We start from the raw sequence: 18,533 nt of genomic DNA, 5'->3' as shown, positions 1-18,533 counted from the left end.
CCGGCATAGGAGAGATTCATGGATAACACTCATCCCCTTTGGCAAACGGGCTGGTACGGCCAAGGCCGTTGGCAAACTTGCGCTGAGCAATATGAGGTCATTAATCCTGCTACTCAGCAAGTGCTAGCTAAGGTAGCTAAGTGTGGGACTAAAGAAACGCAAACGGCGATTGATGCCGCCGAGCATGCGCTTAAAAGCTGGCGCCAGACGAGTGCGAAAGAGCGCGCTAAGATATTACGGCGTTGGTTTGAGCTGATGCTTGAGCATCAAGAAGCACTGGCAACGCTCATGGTATTAGAGCAGGGCAAGCCGCTCACCGAAGCCAAAGGTGAAGTTAGTTATGCGGCCAATTTTTTAGAATGGTTTGCCGAAGAGGGTAAGCGCGCCTATGGCGAGACCATTCCTAGTCCAGATACTAGCCATCGGATCTGGGTCATTAAGCAACCGGTAGGCGTAGTGGCGGCTATTACGCCTTGGAACTTCCCGCTGGCCATGATCACCCGCAAAGTGGGCCCCGCTTTAGCCGCAGGTTGTACTGTGGTAGTAAAAGCCGCCAGTGCGACGCCCCTTAGTGCTAACGCACTGGCGGTACTGGCTGAGCAAGCCGGCCTCCCTGCGGGGGTATTTAATGTGGTGTCTGGGGACACCCAAGCCATCAGTGACACGCTAATGGATAGCGCTGTGGTGCGTAAGCTGTCATTTACCGGCTCCACTAAAGTAGGCAAGTTGCTGATGGCAAATGCGGCTAACACGGTGAAAAAACTATCTTTAGAGCTGGGCGGTAATGCGCCTTTTATTGTCTTTGATGATGCGGATCTCGATGCCGTCGTAAAAGGCGCGATGGCCGCTAAATTTAGAAACACCGGCCAAACCTGTGTTTGTGTGAACCGCTTTTTAGTCCAAGAAAATATCTACGACCGTTTTGTACAGCAGCTCGCTAACGCTGCGCAACAACTTAAGGTAGGGGATGGCTTAGAAAAGGGCGTAGAGCAGGGTCCCTTAATTAATGAAGATGGCTTAAAAAAAGTGCAACAGCACCTCGATGATGCGCTAAGTAAAGGCGCGCGCGTGATTTGTGGCGGTAAACCTCATGCTTTGGGTGGCACCTTTTTTGAGCCTACCGTATTAGCCGAAGCAACAGATAATATGCTGTTGGCCAGTGAAGAGACCTTTGGTCCGGTGGCGGCGTGTTTTCGGTTTAAAGATGAAGCCGAGGCCATTGCTCGTGCAAACGACACCCCCTTTGGCTTAGCGGCGTATTTTTATACGCAAGATCTTAATCGCGTTTATCGAGTATCCGAAGCCTTAGAGTCGGGCATGGTAGGCGTCAATGCCGGCATTATTTCTAATGAAGTGGCGCCCTTTGGCGGGGTAAAAGAGTCAGGTATAGGCCGAGAGGGGGCACGTGATGGCTTAGCAGAATACCTAGAAACCAAGTACGTTAATTTAGGGGAAGTGAATTAGTCTAGTCGCTAATGCCTGTCGACAGCCGCACCTTAGGGTGCGGCTTTTTTATAAGTTGTTAAATCTATTGCGAATAGCTAATAGTTTGATAAGGCCAGCATTTTTGGACTCTAAGTCCTTGGTTTTGTAAAAGTGGCCCTCTTTTACGTTAGACTGCAAGCAGTGTCTGTTTTTATTGGCACAAATGAATAGAGTTAGGTGCGTTTAATTAGAGTTGCTTATCACAGCTCGCTCATCCACAGCTTACTAAAAATAGGAATTTTATTATGGCTGCAGAAAAAGTGAGCCCTGAAAAATCTTCTTCACTGTCTACCATCTTAGTCCCGGTCTTTATTCCCTCTGTCATTATTATTGCGCTGATGGTGATTGGCACCATGAGCAACCCAGAGCTGGCCGGTGAAGTTTTTACCAATGTGTTGAATTACCTGATCAAAACCTTTGGCTGGTTTTATATGTTAGCGGTGGCCATTTTCTTAGTGTTTGTGGTCACGGTCGCCTTTTCTAAATGGGGTAATATTAAACTCGGCCCCGATCATGCCGAGCCCGAATATAGCTTTTGGGCCTGGTTTGCCATGTTGTTTTCCGCCGGCTATGGCATAGCGCTATTGTTCTTTGGTGTGGCAGAGCCGGTGATGCATTATGCCTCCCCACCAGAGGGCGCCGCCCAAACGGTGGGCGCGGCTAAACAGGCCATGCAAATTGCCTTTTTCCATTGGGGCTTTCATATTTGGGGCATTTATTGCTTAGTGGGTATGTCGTTGGCTTATTTTGCTTATCGTCATGGCTTACCGCTGTCGATGCGATCCACGCTCTATCCGTTAATTGGTGAGAAAATTCACGGCCCTATGGGACACACAGTCGATGTGTTTGCCATCTTAGGTACCATGTTTGGTATTGCCACCACGCTGGGTTTATCGGTAGCACAAATTAACGCCGGTCTTAATTATTTATGGCCCAGTATACCCATTAGTAACTTTGTGCAAATTATTGCCATTATTGCCATTACCGCGCTGGCGACCTTGTCGGTAGTAGCGGGCATGGATAAAGGGGTAAAGCGCTTATCCATGCTGAACATGGTATTAGCGATTTCCCTCATGGTGTTTGTGTTTGCTGTAGGGCCCACCATTTTTATCCTTAATACCTTCATGCAAAACACCGGCAGTTACTTAAGTAACATAGTCGAGCGTACCTTTAACTTGCAGGCTTATACCTCAAGTGATTGGATGGGCGATTGGACGCTGTTTATCTTTGGTTGGACCATTTCTTGGGCGCCCTTTGTCGGCCTCTTTATCGCTAAAATTAGTCGTGGCCGGACTATCCGCCAATTTGTGGTGGGGGTGATGGTGGTGCCTACTATCTTTACCTTCTTATGGTTCTCGGTATTTGGCGATACGGCGCTGCATTTAATTATCCATGAGGGCTACACCAATTTAATTAACGAAGTGCAAGCCGACCAAGCAATCGCCTTATTTAAGTTGCTTGAGCATCTGCCCTTTACCAGTATCGTGTCATTCTTAACGGTATTTTTAATTGTCACCTTCTTTGTTACCTCGTCTGACTCCGGCTCGTTAGTGATTGACTCACTGGCTTCCGGTGGCGCAGTAAAAACGCCAGTATGGCAACGGGTGTTTTGGGCCTCAACCGAGGGGGTAGTGGCGGCGGCTTTATTGCTGGCGGGAGGAGAAAGTGGTTTAAAAGCGCTACAAAGTGCCACTTTGCTGAGCGCCTTGCCCTTTGCCATTATTATGTTAATTGCTGCGGTAGGCATGTGGCGTGCGCTGGTCATTGAGGGGCATCATGAGGTGAGCTTGCAACAACATATGCAATCTGCCAAAGGCGGCGCTAAAGCAGGCCCGGGTTATTGGAAAAAGCGCTTAGCTAACTTAGTGGACTTTCCGGCGCGCGATGCGGTGGAGAAGTTTATTCGTACCACCAGTTTCCAAGCCATGCACAAAGTAGAGCAAGAGCTGGAGCAGCAAGGTTGGGAAGCAGAAGTTATTTTTGATGAAGCGAACTGTCGAAGCCAGTTTCAGGTTTATCAAGAGGGGAAAATGGAGTTTATCTATGAGATACGCCTGCGCGGCTATGCCATGCCAGAATTCTCTTTCCCTGAGCAAGACCGAGACGTCGATGGCGACGATCATTACTACCGCGCAGAGGTGTTCTTACGCCGCGGTGGCCAAGCGTATGATGTCTATGGCTATGATCAGCAAGATATTATTAGTGATATTTTGGATCAGTTTGAGAAATATCTGCACTTCTTACATATCTCTCCGGGTATTTTGCCCTGGAAGATGGAAGAGCATGATGATGACTTAAACAATGAAACCGATGCTCAGCCAGAAAACAGCTATTTAGGCGATAAGCCGATATAAGCGCGAGTCTTAATACCAGTGATGACAATGGCGTGGGCAACCACGCCATTTTTTTATGCTAACGATTATTTAACAGATGGAGTTAGCTAATCAGTCCTTAGCTGCGCTTTCTTTTCGCTTTTTTGCAGCAGGTGGTGCTTTGCTGGTAGCGGCCTTGGCTTCAAGCTCGCTAATTTGTGCCTGTACCTTTTTAAGCTCGGCTTCATCTTGTAGGGCTTTGAGTCGTGCTTGGGCCGCCTTTAACGCCCGCTCAGTCTCCGTACTTGGGTCTGTATTATCGGCTGGTGATAATAATTTTTTGTCAGCCAAGCTTTGTTGAGGATCCACTAAGGGTGCCAAAGGGGTGGGCCATACCACAGGCGCTGTGCTATTAGGCTCTAAGAACAGCTGAGTGGTGGTGCCATCGTTGACTAAGGCAGACATCTTATTGGTTTGGGCGTTCCAGACTAAGCCTGCCGTTTTTTCGGTAGCTGGGTCAGTGGGAGAGGCTAAATAAAATAACGTGCCTTCTTGTTTTAAGGCAGGAGCGCTACGCAGCAGAGCCAAGGTTTCTTCATACTCATCCCCGAGTAGCTCTGTCATACGATTTTTAATTAAAGGCTGCTCAAATAGCTGGGAGCGGCTGGGATCTAGCCCCACAAACGGCTTAATAAAAGACCACATTAATTTAGTGGGCGCCATGGCAACCATAGGTGCAAAGCAGCCGCTAAGTAGCGCGCACAGTGCCAACACCAGTAAACGCCGTGGGGGAGAAATAACTAATTGAGTTAAACGCATATCATAACCCCTAGGGTAAAGACTAATAACTATTTAGCAGCGCCATTTGCACCATAAAGAGTACATTAGCGCCTTAAGTAAAGGGCATGCACATTAGCACAATGGCTTAAAAATACTGCGCCTTTGGCATGAGATTTTTTGCGCCTAACAAAAGAATTTACTCAGCGAATTACTTAGCCTGTTGTCCTAAGTGCTTGCTCATTGAGTAAAAATACAGGCTGGGGGATGCGCTATCTAGCGTCGTGTGCCGACTTAGTCGCACATGATTTTGGCGACACTTTCTGGCATGCTTAATGCCATTAACCGGAGGAGAAAACCCGTGAGCAGGATGCCTAACTCGCTCTTTATAAAAAGTGCGGCTCTCACCTTGGCGCTGTTATTACTCAGTGGCTGTGGTAAAGATGCAAATAACTCCCTCTTACTCCTAAGTGGCAGTGAGCCTGCAGAGCTGGCTCGCAGCCATTTAGCGGCGGCAACCCTTGAACAGCATGATTTTAGCGTCACGATTGAAGAAGCACGGCTTGGACAAATATGGCAGCGCTTGTGGGCGGGTAAAGGCGATGCCAGTGTGACCGTTTGGCTTCCGGAAGCTTCGGCACCGTTTGTAGAGCGATTTTTTGATAGGTTAGATGATTTAGGCGCCATCGATCAGGGGTTAGCCCAAGAGTCACGTCTAAATCTTAATCACGATAAACCTCATGTATTAGTACGTCGCAGCTTAGCGCAAGAGGCGCCTGCGGCGCTGGCGGTGTTAAGTAATTTACATTGGCAAGCCGAGGACATTGAGCAGCTGATTGAATACTGGCAAGACACCCAAGACTGGTCAGTGGCAGCGCAAACTTGGCTGGCAGAGCAAGCGGCCAATGCACCGGTGAACGGCTGATATCACAGGATAATAAAGCCGGCTTATTCGCATTATTAAAGGAAGATAGTCATGACGATGATAGGAACACCGCTCTCTGCTACGGCGAAGCGGGTATTAATGTGTGGCGGTGGTGAGCTAGGTAAAGAGGTGGTTATTGAGCTGCAACGCTTAGGTGTAGAGGTTATTGTGGTGGATCGTTATGCCAACGCGCCTGCAATGCAAGTGGCTCACCGCAGCCATGTCATTTCTATGTTAGATGGGGCCGCACTGAGAGCCGTAATTGAGCAAGAACAACCTCATTTAATTGTTCCCGAGATTGAAGCCATTGCCACCGACACCCTAGTAGAGCTAGAACAAGAAGGCTTTACGGTGGTCCCCACCGCTCGCGCCACTCAGCTTACTATGAACCGCGAAGGCATCCGTACCTTAGCCGCCGTAGAGTTAGGACTTGCTACCTCACCGTATCGCTTTGCTTCCACTCTTGAAGAATTTAGAGCCGCTATTAATGACATTGGTCTGCCCTGTGTGGTGAAGCCGATTATGAGCTCATCAGGTAAAGGGCAAAGCACGCTCCATCATCAAAGCGATATTGAGCCGGCATGGGCGTATGCCCAAGAAGGAGGGCGTGCGGGAGGCGGGCGAGTGATAATTGAGGGCTTTGTCGAGTTCGATTATGAAATTACCTTGCTCACTGTGCGCCATATTAATGGTACCTACTTTTGTGAGCCTATTGGTCATTTACAAGAAGCGGGGGATTACCGCAGCTCTTGGCAACCCCAAACCATGAGTGAGCAAGCACTGGCAGCGGCACAACACATGGCCGAGCAAGTCACCCAAGCGTTAGGCGGTTATGGCGTGTTTGGCGTTGAGCTTTTTATTCGCGGCGATGAAGTGTTATTTAGCGAGGTGTCGCCGCGCCCCCATGACACTGGTTTAGTCACCTTAATTTCACAAAACTTATCGGAATTTGCGCTGCATGCGCGGGCTATTTTAGCGCTGCCCATCCCGGTCATTCGCCATTTTGGCCCGGCAGCGTCTGCGGTAATTTTGCCTACCGGCACCTCCACTCAAACCCGCTTTAGTAATTTGGCACAGGCGCTGGCTGAGCCCGATACTGAGCTGCGCTTATTTGGTAAGCCCCAAATAGAGGGCGGCCGACGGATGGGCGTGGCCTTAGCGCTGGCTGAAACTATCGAGACTGCTAAAGCTAAAGCCAGCCGCTGTGCGGCACAGGTTAAAGTTGAGTTCTAAATTTAGCGCCTAGCTCAAGAAAGGCTGAGCTTTTTTTATGAGTGTGGGGCGCTGTTTAATTAAGGTCTGTTATATGTCGCGCACGATTTATTTATTACGCCATGGCCAAACGCAGTTTAATCAAGAGCAACGCTTACAAGGCCATTGTAATTCAGCGCTCACTCCTTTGGGGTTACAACAAGCCCAAGCCATGGCCGACACCTTAATGGGCTTAATTAGTGAGCCCTCACAATGGACGCTTTATTCAAGCCCCTTGGGGCGAGCCTTGCAAACGGCAGAGCTTATTAGTGAGCGACTGCAGTTGCCTCTAGCCGCCATTCGCCAAGATAAAAGAGTAATGGAAATTGGCTTAGGGGAGTGGGAGCAGCAAAGAGCGCCAGATTTACAGCGCCAATATCCACATATTTCTCAGCAAGTATTAAGTTGGTACCTTAAGGCGCCCGGCGCCGAGCCCTTAGCACAAGCCACTGCCCGTCTAACCAGCTGGCTAGAAGACCCTGGCTTACCGCAGCAAGTCATTGTAGTGGCCCATGGCTTATCGGGCGCGCTATTGCGTGGCGTCTACAGTGGGCTAATTGCTGAGCAAGTTTGGCAACAAGCAATTCCTCAAGATGCCATCTTTAAACTCACCGACGGCTGCGTTACTCGCATTAACTGTAATTAAGCTAGCTAGGCTGAATGAGGGTCGGCGCTGGCCACCAGTTGGGCAGAAGTCTTGCAATGTCGGGGTGAGCAAAGCGCGCATCTAATAGTTCGATAACGCCGCTATCTTCAGGACTTCTGATCAAGCGCCCCGCCGCTTGTACGACTTTGCGCAGCCCTGGATATAAATAGGTGTAAGCATAGCCGTCGGTAAAACGGGCTTGTAAACGTTGGGCGAGTTGGCGGTGATAATCATCAAAAGGCGGCAAGCCGAGGGTGGCAATAAATACGCCGATAAGCTGCTCTCCAGGTAAGTCTATTCCTTCCCCAAAAGCACCGCCTAAGACGGCCAAACCGACTAGGCCTTGTTGGCGGCGAAACTGTTCAATAAAAGCGAGGCGCTCAGCTTCGTTCATGCCCGGTGTTTGGGCAATACAAGGCAGGTAGGTGGCGTGGTGGTGTAAGTAGTCATGAAGTTGCTGTAAGTAAGCAAAACTACTGACATAGACTAAATAATTACCAGGCTGTTGTTGGTACTGCTGGCTAAGGCGCTGGCTAATCACCGATAACGACGCGACTCGATCATTAAGGCGGGTACTAAGTCGCGTTAATTTTACATTGAGCTGACGCGCGCTAAAGGGGCTGGCAATGACTTGGCCACAGGTGGTTTCGGGTAAGCCTAATAAGTCGTGGTAATAGCGAGCAGGACTGAGGGTGGCAGAAAATAAAATCGCTGCATGGGCGTGTTTAAAACGCGGTGCTAAGAAATCGGCCGGGATCAGATTTTGAATAGCTAAGCTTGCGCAGCGTCTGACTTTTTTGCCAAGCGTGCGCTCAGTGATTGCTAAGGTACACAAAGAGTGCTCACCAAATTGCTCGGCCAGCTTTAAAAACGCCATAGCGTCAAACAATAAGCTATGTAGCTGAGCATGATCACTGGTGGCAGAGGTAGTGCTTACATAATCAAGCAACTCGGTGATTAAGCGCTGTAAGGCGCCATTCAGTGCGCTAGGGACTGTATCTAACTGACCCGAAGTCCCATGCGTTGTTAAGAGTCGAGTCCAAGCGCGTTCTAGTTGGGTAAAGACTTTTTTTAGCTCACCCGGTGCTGCGCGCCGCGCTGCTTTAAAGTGGGCTTGATTAAGAGTAGCGGAATACATGGCGCGGGCGCGCTCAATTAAATTATGGGCTTCATCAATCAAGGGCACACTGTGCCAGTTATTTTGCTGGCTTAAGCCAAATAATAGCGCTTGCTGATCAAAATAATGATTCACATCTCCCACCACTACATCGCACCAGCGTGCCATTTCTTGGGCTAAATAATAAGGACACAGTTGATGCTGAGCTGCGATGTGATTAATCGCGCCTTGGTCTAGCCAGTAATGATTAGCGGCGGCTTCTCTGGCAGGTGCTAGGCGATCAAAAAAGCCCTCGGCCAGCGGGCACGACTCGCCATCACAGGCTAAGTGGGGATGTACACAGGCTTTATCGCGAGCAGTAAGCTCTAAGATGCGCACTGGGATAGGTGCTTGGGCAGCACCTTTAAGCTGACTTAAGCTATCAAGCATTAACTGGCGGCCTGTGGTGCGAGCACTGAGTAAAAACAACCGGTCTAATTGATATCTGGGCATTGCCATTAATGCGGGATAAGCCACCCCTAGGGTTTTCCCAATGCCGGTGGGCGCTTCTAATTGTAAGCTGTGTCCGCGGCTAATTGCCTTATAGACAGCTTCACTTAATTCGCGTTGGTAGGGGCGAAACTTGGCAAAGGGAAAGGCTAGTGTCATCAGAGCTTGGTCGCGTTTTTTACGGTGTTGCTGCTCTTGCTGATGCCAGTCTTGATAACGTTGGCACAATTGACATAAAAACGCGGTCAAGTCCGCACCCGACCAGCACTCTTCTAGGGGCGTTTCTTGGTCGTTATCGATGTTGTAATACACCAAGCGCAGGCGCACCTCGCTTAAGGCGTCGCGCTGACATAATAAAGCGCCATATACTTTTAATTGCGCCCAGTGAAGCTGGCGCTGACTGGCGCGAATACGCGAGCTATCAGCGCGGTGGGTTTTTATTTCTTCTAGTAATGCCAGTCGGGGGCTAGCCGCGCCCGCGTCTTCGTGACTTACATAGCCATCGGCTCGCCCGCGCAAGCTCATGCCTAAACACTCACCTGTGAGTAAATACTCGGCCTGATAAGGGGCGGGGCGTCGTGCTTGCACTTTTTTATGGCCCGCTATGCCTTGGGCGCTGGTAGGCGAGGGCGTATAGCCTTGGCTTAAAGAGCCGGCTCTGGCACTAAACTCACACAAGGAGCGTACCGCCACCGTGTTCATGATTGCCAACTCACCTGATAAAGACTCACCGGCAAACCTTGTTGCAGCATAGTTTGGATCCATAATTGCTGATGGTCTTGTAATCTGTCTCCGGGCCCTTTGACTTCTAGTAGGCGATAACTTTGCTGCTTTATATTCACTTCAATTAAGTCTGGCATGCCTTTACGGTGATGGCGCAAATCAAGCAATAAATACTCAAATACCGCCTTTAGGTGGGCCGCAGGAATGGCAGCCAGCGCTAGGCTAAGCAGCTCTTCGCTTAAACTTGGCCAATGAATAAAAGAACAGCTAAGGCCATATTTTTCCTGATAGCGCGCCCAGATCACCGCTTTATAACTGGCGTTTGTTAAATGTGCGAAGCCTTCTGTTAGCCAGTCCGCGCGACTATCAATAAAGCCGGGGCGGTATAAGTCTGCCGGCCCGTTTTGAAAAGGGTGAAAGAAGGCACCGCGCACCGGTGCAAATAAAGCCGGCCAAAATAACAACGCAAATAAGCCATTAAATAAATGATTTTCTACATGAAATAAGCGGGTATGGCTATCGCTTAAGTGAGCAATCACCGCCGCTTCAACTCGTCCTTGATGGGGTTTTTGCAATATTTGATGGTGATGGGGAATAGGTAATGCCGGTGGCGGCGTATAAGCAAGGCCTGCTTTTTTAGCACAGCGCGTACGAATGCGCTCTAAGATAACGCGCGCTTGAGGTTGCTTAATATGACTGAGTGCATCCCTAGCTTGAGCAAATACCTCACCGGGGGGTGTTGCTTTTCAAGTAAACGCAGCGTGCGAATATAGGCCTCTCTATGACTGCTTTGCTCATATAAGTTTAGGGCTAAGCTAAGCTCTAGCTGGCGCTCGGCAATACGCCCTAATTGGTAGAGCACCTTATTACGCCGATACTCAAGCCATTCGCAATGCACGGGTGCGGGTAATAAAGGATAAATATCTGCGATGGCCTCTCCTTCATTAACGCGTGCGAGTAAGTGCTGTAAGGTCAAATATAAGTCGACTTCGGCGCGAGTTTGAAAAGGTTGCGAGTCGGGCGTTAAGGGGACGGTTTCAAATTGCTGTAGCCCAAGCTCAGTGAGTACAAACTCTGACCAATCTTGATGTAAATTACCAAAAAACATCAATCTTAGCCGCTCAAATAAGGCCGCAGCCCTTAATTCAATCACCTGAAAAGAAGCCTCTGGCCACCAAGTCGCCAGCGGCTGGGGCTCAGAGGTGGGATAATGGCTTAATAACGTCGCAATTAAGTCAGCTTTACGCGTATTGGCTTTTAGCTCGGTCTTAATTAGGCGTTGTACTAAGTGGCGACATTCTTCTCGCTTAGTTAACTGGCACAGCTCGCTTAAAGTAATAGCAGGTAACAAGGTGGCTAAGCCAACAGCGCTAAGCTCTTCCAGTGCACACATTAAGTTTGGCACTTCATGGTAGTTAAGTTTATCGGTACGAAATAGAGTGCCTTTTCGCATCACTAACCGCACTAATAGTGCTTGGCTGGCGGTAGTGAGCTGTAAAAACTGCTGTAAGTGTTGGCGCTCCTCTGGAGTTAATAAATGAGGGTATTGGCGCAAGCAGAGTTTAATTACCTGCTCGGCATTGCGCAGGTAATAAAGAGGATCGCTAAGAGAAGTGGCAATAACAGGGGGCATTAATATCAAGTGCGTTAGAAGTATTAGCGCTATTCTACGGTGACTAGTGTGTAAACGTACAGTGTTTTTTTAGGGTGTTTATTGCACAGTTAACACCAATTACCTTAGTGCTTGCCTTATTTTAACCGCGCTTGAGTCAAAATTAAGGGGGCATAATTTAATGCGCACCTGTTAAGGCGCGCTTTTTTAGAACAGTTATTCTTCACTAGGTTTAGCAGTTGAGGTTTCTTGTTCAGCACTGGCTTTAGGTAAGAGCGCTAAAAAGTTATCGTGAGCAATGGCCTGCGCTACCGACTTAGGCAGCGCCTGCAACACAGGCTCAAAGCCATTTAAAATATTACCTAAGTTATCAAAGCGTCCCACCACATCACTGCCCAGCACAAATCGCTGCGGATTATCTTCTAATAATTTCATCCAGCGAGGGCGCGGCGTGCCTTGTTCATCTAATAAATAAGGCTCTAACAAGGTCCAGGATAAGTCGATGGTTAAATTATCGTAGTCAGCGAGTAGGCGTGTTAATAAGGGGCGTAAAAAATCTAGCTCCTCTTGATGGCGGTGCAACTCTTTGCTGGTACCGGCATGAGCCCAGATAAATTTAACATCAGGATTTTTTTGCAGCGCCTCTTCTAATTCCTCCAGATACAAAGGCTTGCGCTCACGCTTAGAGGTGACATTGCTGTGCACTAATACGGGCAAGTCAAATTCGGCGGCCACTCTATACACTTTCATCATGGCTTCGCTATTTGCGCGTGGCGTATCGCCATGCATCAGTGCCGTGACATCATCATGGCGAGTAAACACTTCGCCTATGCCTTGCCAAAAACCCGGATTAAGCTCTAGTGCACGGCGCAAATGAGCGGCGGCGTTTTTATCGGTAGCATTAATGCCTGATAAAAAAGGAATAAAGCGCTGCTGATCTTTCGCCGGTAGGGCTTGAATGGCATGCATTAATTCAAAATCTGTAGCGCTATACCAATATAAAGCCGCATCGTCGCCGGCATAATAGCGCGGCTTTTGCGGCTCATCTTCTTGCCAAATTTTAGCCACGGGAATGCCCATGATCACAGCGCGACTGACTTTGCCTTTATCCATGGCACTAAGTAGGGCGGGCATGCCCTCAGATTCTTGGAAAAAGTCCACATAATGCAGATGCCCATCCACATAAGAACGAGCAGCGAGGGAGGAGCTGGCGAATAACAACGACAACGCTAAAGAAGCATAAACTGGGGTGCGTAACAAAATATTGCCTTTTCTAATATAACTTAATCCTAGGAGCCTAATAGTAACTAAGAGTTCTTAGCTAAGCGCGCTTTGCTTATTAAGCGAGTCAGTAATTGACGATCAATGCCTAAAAATACGCCATTTCCGTGCTGTTTTGGTTATAAAAGCGGTAAAAAGGTAAACAGATGCCTTAAGCCGTATGAGTTTAGCGGCGTGCCTTGCAGTGCGCTTTAATGTTGATACTTGCGCTTTAGCAAAATCAAAAATACACTGTTTTTATATACAGTGCTTGAGGTGGCTATGGCGAGTCTTTTAGGTAAGTTACAAACGGATGTGGAGCACCTATTGCCCCTGTTACTGGAGCGTGCTTCTTGCGGCTTTCCCAGTCCTGCTCAAGATTATATTGAACAAAGCCTCGATCTTAACGCTTATTGTATCCGCCACCCCGCCGCGACTTATTTAGTCCAAGCAAGTGGAGACAGTATGATAGGCGCGGGTATTTACCCAGGCGATTTATTGATAGTGGATCGCAGCCTAGAAGCCCGTCATGGCCAAGTGGTGATAGCCAGTGTTAATGGGGAAATGACGTGTAAACGCCTAGAACTACGCCCATGTGTGCGCTTGGTTGCTGCTAATCCTGCCTACGGCGCTATTGCGGCGAGTGAAGATATTAATGTAGAAATCTTTGGGGTCGTGACTAACTTAGTGCGCAAGTTGTCCTTATGAAGACCGGCTTTGCGTTAGTTGATTGTAATAACTTTTACGCTTCTTGTGAGCGATTATTTCGCCCAGACTTAGTAGGCCGCCCCATAGTGGTGTTGTCTAATAACGATGGCTGTGTGGTGGCTCGCAGTTTTGAAGCAAAACAGCTGGGTATTAAGATGGGCGTGCCTTATTTTAAGATTAAACGCCAGTTTGAGGCACTGGGCGGCGTCGCTTTTTCTAGTAACTATGCGCTTTATGCCGATATTTCTAGTCGCGTGATGCAAGTATTAGAAATGTGCTCACCTAAAGTGGAAGTGTATTCAATTGATGAAGCATTTATTGATGTGAGTGGTATGAGTGCCCTTACGCCCTTGATAAGTTTTGGCCAAGACTTACAAACTAAGGTAGCGCGCTGGGTAGGTATAGGTGGGCGTGGGCATAGCGCCCACTAAAACCTTGGCTAAGCTGGCTAACTATGCCGCTAAGCGTTGGCCCGCAACGGGTGGAGTGGTGGACTTAAGTGCAGTGAGTCGCCAACAAAAATTATTAAAAATAGTCCCAGTTGCGCAGGTGTGGGGCATAGGGCGGCGCTTAGCAAAGCAACTTAATAGCCTAGGTATCAATAGTGCTTGGCAACTGGCTCAAGCTAACAGCAAGGTGATCCAGCGCCAATTTTCGGTGGTGTTAGAGCGTACTGTGTGTGAGCTTAATGGTGAGGCTTGTTTAGCGCTAGATGAAAGTGATATGCCTAAGCAACAGCTGATCAGCTCGCGCAGCTTTGGTGAAAAAATTACCGAACTGCAATCTATGCGCCAAGCCGTAAGCCAATATACCTGTCGCGCCGCAGAGAAATTACGCCAACAACACAGCGATTGTCGAGTGGTACAGGTGTCGGTGCGCACCAGTCCTTATGCGCCTAACCAAGCTTATTATAGTAATTCGGCACTAAGTGTCTTGCCACTACCCAGTAACGATAGCCGTGAGTTAGTACAAGCGGCGCAGCAGTGTTTAGCACAAATTTGGCGCCCCGGTTATCGTTATCAAAAAGCGGCCGTTATGCTCAGTGACTTTTGGCCGACGGGCACCTATCAAGGCTGTCTTTTTGCTACCCCAGAGACCTCACCCAACAGTGCGGCGTTAATGGCAGTACTCGATGCGATTAACAGCAGCGGAAAGGGGCGGATTTTTTTTGCCTCTCAAGGCATAGCTGCCAATTGGCAAATGAAGCGCGATTATTTATCTCCGGCTTATACTACGCGCTTTAGTGAGTTACCCAAGGTTACTTAGGTGAAACTAAGAAGATTTAGGTGCAACTTGAGGAGTAAGCTCTTGTGGGGAAAAATCCAACGGATTATCGCTCGCGGGAGGATGAGGACGAGGAAGCGTGGCTATTAAAAAGACAACTAACCAGATAAACGCCACCCAGCGCACCCGCTTAGAATAGCCTTTGCGAAGCGTAAACCAAGCAAAAATAATGGGTAGGAATAAAATGCCCATGCCAAGGAAAAACTCCAAGGGACGATGGTCAGTCGCTGCGCTGGGTTGAACGGTGGCAGGCTTAACGTAGTGCGCTTCAATAAACGCATTAAGCGCCAGTATTTCATCTATGATGGCTTGATGAGCCGCTTGCTCAGGAATGTCTGCTGCTATTAATTGTTCAATATTAGCTTTGCGCTGCTTAAAGGCAGATAAAAAGGCTTGGAATTCAGGGTTATCAGCCCGCGCATTATTGAGGGTGGGCGATTGAGTTTTGAGGGTAGCGAGATCGAGCCTTGTTAGTTGGGCAAAGCGTACCACTGTCTGGTTTAGCTCAGTTTGTAATTCTTCTAAAAAGCTTAAAAAGCCCAAAGATTGCAGCTTTTCATTACTAGCAGAAGAGGGAGGCACTTGCAGGCGCGTATCAATGCCGGCGATCATACTCTCTTTATTATGTTGCTCAGCGTTTAGCATTGCTCTTTCTTATGTCGTTAAATAGGATTAAAAAAGGCGCTTGGTCAGTAAAAAATAGCTAACAAAGCGCCCAATATTCACTTTCAATACTCAATAAGATGCTAAATGCGCTCTAACCAGCCGTGCGTGTCAGGTGCCTTACCCCACTGAATATCGTTAAGAGCTTGGCGAAGCTTAAGTACAGTTTGGCCAATGCCACCATTACCAATAGGATATTCCTTACCTTGATGGATCAAGGTGCCCACTGGTGTTAATACGGCGGCGGTACCAGAAAGGGCCGCCTCACATTCTGGCTTAGCCGCACGCTCTAGTAATTCTGCCACGCTAAGTTTGCGCTCAGACACCGTCATCCCCAAATCACGCGCCAGTGTTAAAATAGAATCACGGGTCACGCCATGTAAGAAGCTTTCATCTAAGTCTTTGGTGATAATTTCATTGCCATCAATCAGTAAAAAGTTAGCGGCACCGGTTTCTTGGACATCGCCATTGGGACAAAACAGTACTTGGTCTGCTTGCACTTCTTGATTGGCTTTTAAAATAGGCTGCAGGGCGCTGGCATAGTTGCCACCGCTTTTGATCATGCCCATGTGCGGTGCACAGCGCATGCCATTTTCTTCAAGTAATAAGCGCAGTGCGCGATCACCGCCAGCAAAATAATCACCTACTGGGCTCACCAAGACATAAAAACACGAAGCCAGCGAGGGGGAGGCGGCCTTACCAATGGCGGCTTCGGTACCAATATAAGTAGGACGAATATATAACGAACCAGGAGGCGCGGGCACGGCATCTGCAAAGCGGGCGACGGTTTGCTTGATCATGCTCGCCGCCAGAGTAAGGTCTAGCTCCGGCAAGGCTAACAGTCGGCTACTTTGCGCCATGCGAGCTAAGTTTTTATCCATGCGAAAAATATTTACCGAGCCATCTTCATGACGAAACGCCTTTAACCCTTCAAAGCAGGTGCTGGAGTAGTGCAGCACGTGCGCACCTGGGTGCAAGGTAAGGCGATCACTTGGCACCATTTCTGCGGGTGTCCAGTTGGTACCATCAAACCAAGTAATTGCCATCTCCGGCATAAAAACCGTACCAAATGCAGTTGCCATACGCTGTTAATCCTTAAAAATTATAAAAATCAGTCATACTTTACGCGGAGCTTAGAAGGGCTGAGCAGTAGAAGTGGGTATAATTAGCAATATACCATTTATTGTAAATCAAAAAATCAGTGGTCTCACTAATGGATAGCAAAGTGCCTTAACAAAGTATCACTATAAAGCCGCGCTCAGTGCATGCCAAGGTCATGTTAAGTGACTGAGCATTTCATATTTCTGGCTCGTTAAATTGGCATTTTATAACCATAAAACTCATGATCTTCGTTATAACCGCCATGTCCTGCTCCTAAGTGCTGGAAATCTTCTACAAATTCAATGGCGCTGACCCATTTAACCATTTTAAAACCCAGCTCGTTCTCACAGCGCAAACGCAGTGGCGCCCCATGTAGCACACTTAAGGATTCATCATTCATGTCGAGCGCTAAGATAGTTAATTTATGCTGCATATTACTGATTTTATGACAATCGTAATAACGTCCCCCCTCACTACCCTCGGCCAATGAATAAAACACCGCATAGCGAGCCTCTGGTTTAGGACGCACGGCAGCTAAGATATCGCGCATCGGCACGCCGCTCCACTTGGCGACGCCACTCCAGCCTTGAATACAAAAATGGGTAGTGATTTGGCTTTGTTGTGGCAAGGCTCTGAGCTGAGCAAGCGAGTATTCTTGAGGAGACTCAACTAAGCCACTAATGCACAAGCGATAATGAGCAAAATCATTAGCCACTAACTCTTCATATTCAGATGAATTAGGTAGCGTGCCATTGGGCCATAAAAAAGGCGAGATATCCGCTTCGGTCAGCTCGCTTTTAGGATCAAAGCGCTCTAAAAATCCTTTCAGAGGGCCGAGCATAAAGGCGCCAATACGCTGCACATACCGGGCGTAGCGAATCGTTAAAGGAGAGGCGATCGCCCATAAGATACCGACGATAGATATTAAGGGCACAAACATCATAAAGCCGCTCCAAGACTCATCATGCACGCCCGCCCACATCATATTTAGATTGCTTCTGGCGCCCGTAATAAACACTAAGGTGACATGAGCCAGAATAAAAAATAAAAACCACCATAAGGCTAAAAAGTGAATAGAGCGTGCTCGCTGGCGATTGAGCACGCGTCCCAACCATCCCAAGTGATTTGAAATAGCGGGGCTTTGCATAAAGCCGGTGAACACCGAAGTGGGGGCGGCAATAAATACCGTAATAAAATAAGTGAGCTGTTGCAGGCTGTTATATTTAGTCCAGCTTTGCTCTTCTGGAAAGTTAAGTGATAAATACTGAATGGCTACCGATAACGCGTTAGGAAATACCTCCCAGGTCGTGGGCACAATGCGCTGCCATTGATCCGTATAAAACAGCAAACCATAAATAACCAAGCCATTGAGTAGCCAGAGCGTATTAATAGAAAAATGCCACCACCGTGCTAAGCCAATCGAGTGGCGAACTCCTGGAATGCCTAACCAGCCGGGGAGTGTGACAGCGTCGTCTTTGGCGGTCCAAATTTGTCCTCTAGGTACGGGTTTTTGAAAACGAAACCACTCGGTGCCTGGCGTACAGTCGCGGTGCCAGTAAAGTCTAGGGTGATCCGCTAAAATTTGAATGCCAGAGCGAATAATAAACATCATAAACACTAAGTTTAAAAAATGGCCGATGCGCAGCCACAGCGGAAAGCCGGTTTCTATGGCAGGCTGCGAGGCGGGCGCACCTGGAAAGAGCTCAATAAAGTGTTGCACACTGGCTAACTCTCGCAAACCTTGCGCTATGGCTACGCCCGCGACTAATAACACAAAAATAATGGGCAGCGCCCAGAGCACGCTATACCAGCGATTGTTAAAACGAATAAGTGGCACTATGCCTGCCTTAGGCGGTGCCCAGTGCTCAAGCTTTAAGCGGTCGTCTGCGCCACTTAACTGGCGCTTAAGCGGCGTTTGGCTCGCATTCGATTTAGGGGAAGCAGTGGAGTGGTGCTCTGAGTTTTCCTTAGTCATGAACCGTCCTTTTGTTCACTCACCTTATCATATTGCCAAGGTCAGTTTCAGGTGCGCTAATATTCGGTCAGCTATCGATATAGTGTTAACTTAGTATTCGTTTGGGTAGCATGCAAACTTGAAAGAGAGTGCGAGAGGCAGGCATGACTAATAACGTCATAGCTAAGCAAGGATCAGCGCTACTAAAAAAAGCGCTCACTTGTAA

General features: G+C 48.3%; 16 protein-coding genes. 8 read left to right on the top strand and 8 right to left on the bottom strand.

What is annotated here, in order from left to right; translation table 11 throughout:
- Nucleotides 1-18 precede the first annotated feature (18 nt).
- Both CBP12_RS06850 and CBP12_RS06845 read left to right on the top strand, forming a co-directional pair.
- Nucleotides 19-1,464 (top strand): NAD-dependent succinate-semialdehyde dehydrogenase, encoded by a 1,446-nt coding sequence (locus tag CBP12_RS06850; protein ID WP_086963775.1) that lies wholly within the window; start codon nt 19-21, stop codon nt 1,462-1,464.
- A gap of 266 nt (nt 1,465-1,730) precedes the next feature.
- Nucleotides 1,731-3,839, top strand: coding sequence for a BCCT family transporter (locus CBP12_RS06845; RefSeq protein ID WP_086963774.1), 2,109 nt, complete (start codon nt 1,731-1,733; stop codon nt 3,837-3,839).
- A gap of 90 nt (nt 3,840-3,929) precedes the next feature.
- On the opposite strand, the gene CBP12_RS06840 is transcribed toward CBP12_RS06845, so the two are convergent.
- The gene (locus CBP12_RS06840) at nt 3,930-4,616 is read right to left on the bottom strand and encodes a hypothetical protein (protein WP_086963773.1); all 687 of its coding nucleotides are present in this window, start codon (nt 4,614-4,616) and stop codon (nt 3,930-3,932) included.
- Nucleotides 4,617-4,944: 328 nt separating this feature from the next.
- Between CBP12_RS06840 and CBP12_RS06835 the strand changes: the two genes are divergently transcribed.
- From CBP12_RS06835 to CBP12_RS06825, 3 genes are all read left to right on the top strand, one after another.
- Nucleotides 4,945-5,499: a glycine betaine ABC transporter substrate-binding protein gene (locus tag CBP12_RS06835; RefSeq protein ID WP_232455192.1), complete on the top strand. Its 555-nt coding sequence runs from the start codon at nt 4,945-4,947 to the stop codon at nt 5,497-5,499.
- 57 nt (nt 5,500-5,556) lie between these two features.
- Nucleotides 5,557-6,732, top strand: coding sequence for a formate-dependent phosphoribosylglycinamide formyltransferase (purT, locus tag CBP12_RS06830; protein ID WP_408634972.1), 1,176 nt, complete (start codon nt 5,557-5,559; stop codon nt 6,730-6,732).
- A gap of 73 nt (nt 6,733-6,805) precedes the next feature.
- Complete coding sequence (locus CBP12_RS06825) at nt 6,806-7,396, top strand: histidine phosphatase family protein (RefSeq protein ID WP_086965438.1); 591 nt, start codon at nt 6,806-6,808, stop codon at nt 7,394-7,396.
- 1 nt (nt 7,397) lies between these two features.
- On the opposite strand, the gene CBP12_RS06820 is transcribed toward CBP12_RS06825, so the two are convergent.
- The 4 genes from CBP12_RS06820 to CBP12_RS06810 form a co-directional block, all read right to left on the bottom strand.
- Entirely contained in the window at nt 7,398-9,767 is a 2,370-nt protein-coding gene (locus CBP12_RS06820) for an ATP-dependent DNA helicase (protein ID WP_198341763.1), read from the bottom strand.
- Complete coding sequence (locus CBP12_RS13730; RefSeq protein ID WP_232455029.1) at nt 9,701-10,300, bottom strand: VRR-NUC domain-containing protein; 600 nt, start codon at nt 10,298-10,300, stop codon at nt 9,701-9,703. Before CBP12_RS13730 ends, CBP12_RS06820 begins: the two co-directional genes overlap by 67 nt.
- An 86-nt stretch (nt 10,301-10,386) precedes the next feature.
- Entirely contained in the window at nt 10,387-11,358 is a 972-nt protein-coding gene (locus CBP12_RS13725; protein WP_232455028.1) for a PDDEXK family nuclease, read from the bottom strand.
- Nucleotides 11,359-11,553: 195 nt separating this feature from the next.
- Nucleotides 11,554-12,597 carry an amidohydrolase family protein gene (locus CBP12_RS06810; RefSeq protein ID WP_198341761.1) on the bottom strand — a complete coding sequence of 348 codons (1,044 nt, stop codon included), beginning with the start codon at nt 12,595-12,597 and terminating at the stop codon, nt 11,554-11,556.
- Nucleotides 12,598-12,879: 282 nt separating this feature from the next.
- Between CBP12_RS06810 and umuD the strand changes: the two genes are divergently transcribed.
- From umuD to CBP12_RS06800, 3 genes are read left to right on the top strand one after another with little or no spacing between them, the layout of a single operon-like run.
- Nucleotides 12,880-13,305 (top strand): translesion error-prone DNA polymerase V autoproteolytic subunit, encoded by a 426-nt coding sequence (gene umuD, locus CBP12_RS06805; protein WP_086965434.1) that lies wholly within the window; start codon nt 12,880-12,882, stop codon nt 13,303-13,305.
- Nucleotides 13,302-13,736: a Y-family DNA polymerase gene (locus CBP12_RS13935; protein WP_456299462.1), complete on the top strand. Its 435-nt coding sequence runs from the start codon at nt 13,302-13,304 to the stop codon at nt 13,734-13,736. Before umuD ends, CBP12_RS13935 begins: the two co-directional genes overlap by 4 nt.
- Entirely contained in the window at nt 13,717-14,571 is an 855-nt protein-coding gene (locus CBP12_RS06800; protein WP_456299461.1) for a DinB/UmuC family translesion DNA polymerase, read from the top strand. Before CBP12_RS13935 ends, CBP12_RS06800 begins: the two co-directional genes overlap by 20 nt.
- A 6-nt stretch (nt 14,572-14,577) precedes the next feature.
- Here CBP12_RS06800 and CBP12_RS06795 read toward each other — a convergent pair whose 3' ends face one another.
- The 3 genes from CBP12_RS06795 to CBP12_RS06785 all read right to left on the bottom strand — a co-directional run bounded on the left by CBP12_RS06795 (nt 14,578) and on the right by CBP12_RS06785 (nt 18,328).
- On the bottom strand, nt 14,578-15,234 hold the full coding sequence (locus CBP12_RS06795) for a hypothetical protein (RefSeq protein WP_086963769.1): 657 nt from the start codon (nt 15,232-15,234) through the stop codon (nt 14,578-14,580).
- 101 nt (nt 15,235-15,335) lie between these two features.
- Nucleotides 15,336-16,334: a branched-chain amino acid aminotransferase gene (locus tag CBP12_RS06790; RefSeq protein WP_086963768.1), complete on the bottom strand. Its 999-nt coding sequence runs from the start codon at nt 16,332-16,334 to the stop codon at nt 15,336-15,338.
- A 230-nt stretch (nt 16,335-16,564) separates the two neighbouring features.
- Nucleotides 16,565-18,328: a molybdopterin-dependent oxidoreductase gene (locus CBP12_RS06785; RefSeq protein WP_086963767.1), complete on the bottom strand. Its 1,764-nt coding sequence runs from the start codon at nt 18,326-18,328 to the stop codon at nt 16,565-16,567.
- Nucleotides 18,329-18,533: the final 205 nt, after the last annotated feature.

The organism is Oceanisphaera avium (assembly GCF_002157875.1).
Taxonomy (GTDB): domain Bacteria; phylum Pseudomonadota; class Gammaproteobacteria; order Enterobacterales; family Aeromonadaceae; genus Oceanimonas; species Oceanimonas avium.
The sequence above is the reverse complement of the archived record's forward strand: the minus strand, read 5'-3'. Positions and strand labels throughout refer to the sequence as shown.

Coding starts and splice junctions, on each gene's coding strand:
- umuD (WP_086965434.1), top strand. CDS start 12,880: ATGGCGAGTCTTTTAGGTAAGTTACAAACGGATGTGGAGCACCTATTG.
- CBP12_RS06790 (WP_086963768.1), bottom strand. CDS start 16,334: ATGGCAACTGCATTTGGTACGGTTTTTATGCCGGAGATGGCAATTACT.
- CBP12_RS06785 (WP_086963767.1), bottom strand. CDS start 18,328: ATGACTAAGGAAAACTCAGAGCACCACTCCACTGCTTCCCCTAAATCG.
- CBP12_RS06840 (WP_086963773.1), bottom strand. CDS start 4,616: ATGCGTTTAACTCAATTAGTTATTTCTCCCCCACGGCGTTTACTGGTG.
- CBP12_RS06825 (WP_086965438.1), top strand. CDS start 6,806: ATGTCGCGCACGATTTATTTATTACGCCATGGCCAAACGCAGTTTAAT.
- CBP12_RS06835 (WP_232455192.1), top strand. CDS start 4,945: ATGCCTAACTCGCTCTTTATAAAAAGTGCGGCTCTCACCTTGGCGCTG.
- CBP12_RS06845 (WP_086963774.1), top strand. CDS start 1,731: ATGGCTGCAGAAAAAGTGAGCCCTGAAAAATCTTCTTCACTGTCTACC.
- CBP12_RS13725 (WP_232455028.1), bottom strand. CDS start 11,358: ATGCCCCCTGTTATTGCCACTTCTCTTAGCGATCCTCTTTATTACCTG.
- CBP12_RS06850 (WP_086963775.1), top strand. CDS start 19: ATGGATAACACTCATCCCCTTTGGCAAACGGGCTGGTACGGCCAAGGC.
- CBP12_RS06795 (WP_086963769.1), bottom strand. CDS start 15,234: ATGCTAAACGCTGAGCAACATAATAAAGAGAGTATGATCGCCGGCATT.
- CBP12_RS13935 (WP_456299462.1), top strand. CDS start 13,302: ATGAAGACCGGCTTTGCGTTAGTTGATTGTAATAACTTTTACGCTTCT.
- purT (WP_408634972.1), top strand. CDS start 5,557: ATGATAGGAACACCGCTCTCTGCTACGGCGAAGCGGGTATTAATGTGT.
- CBP12_RS06820 (WP_198341763.1), bottom strand. CDS start 9,767: ATGGATCCAAACTATGCTGCAACAAGGTTTGCCGGTGAGTCTTTATCA.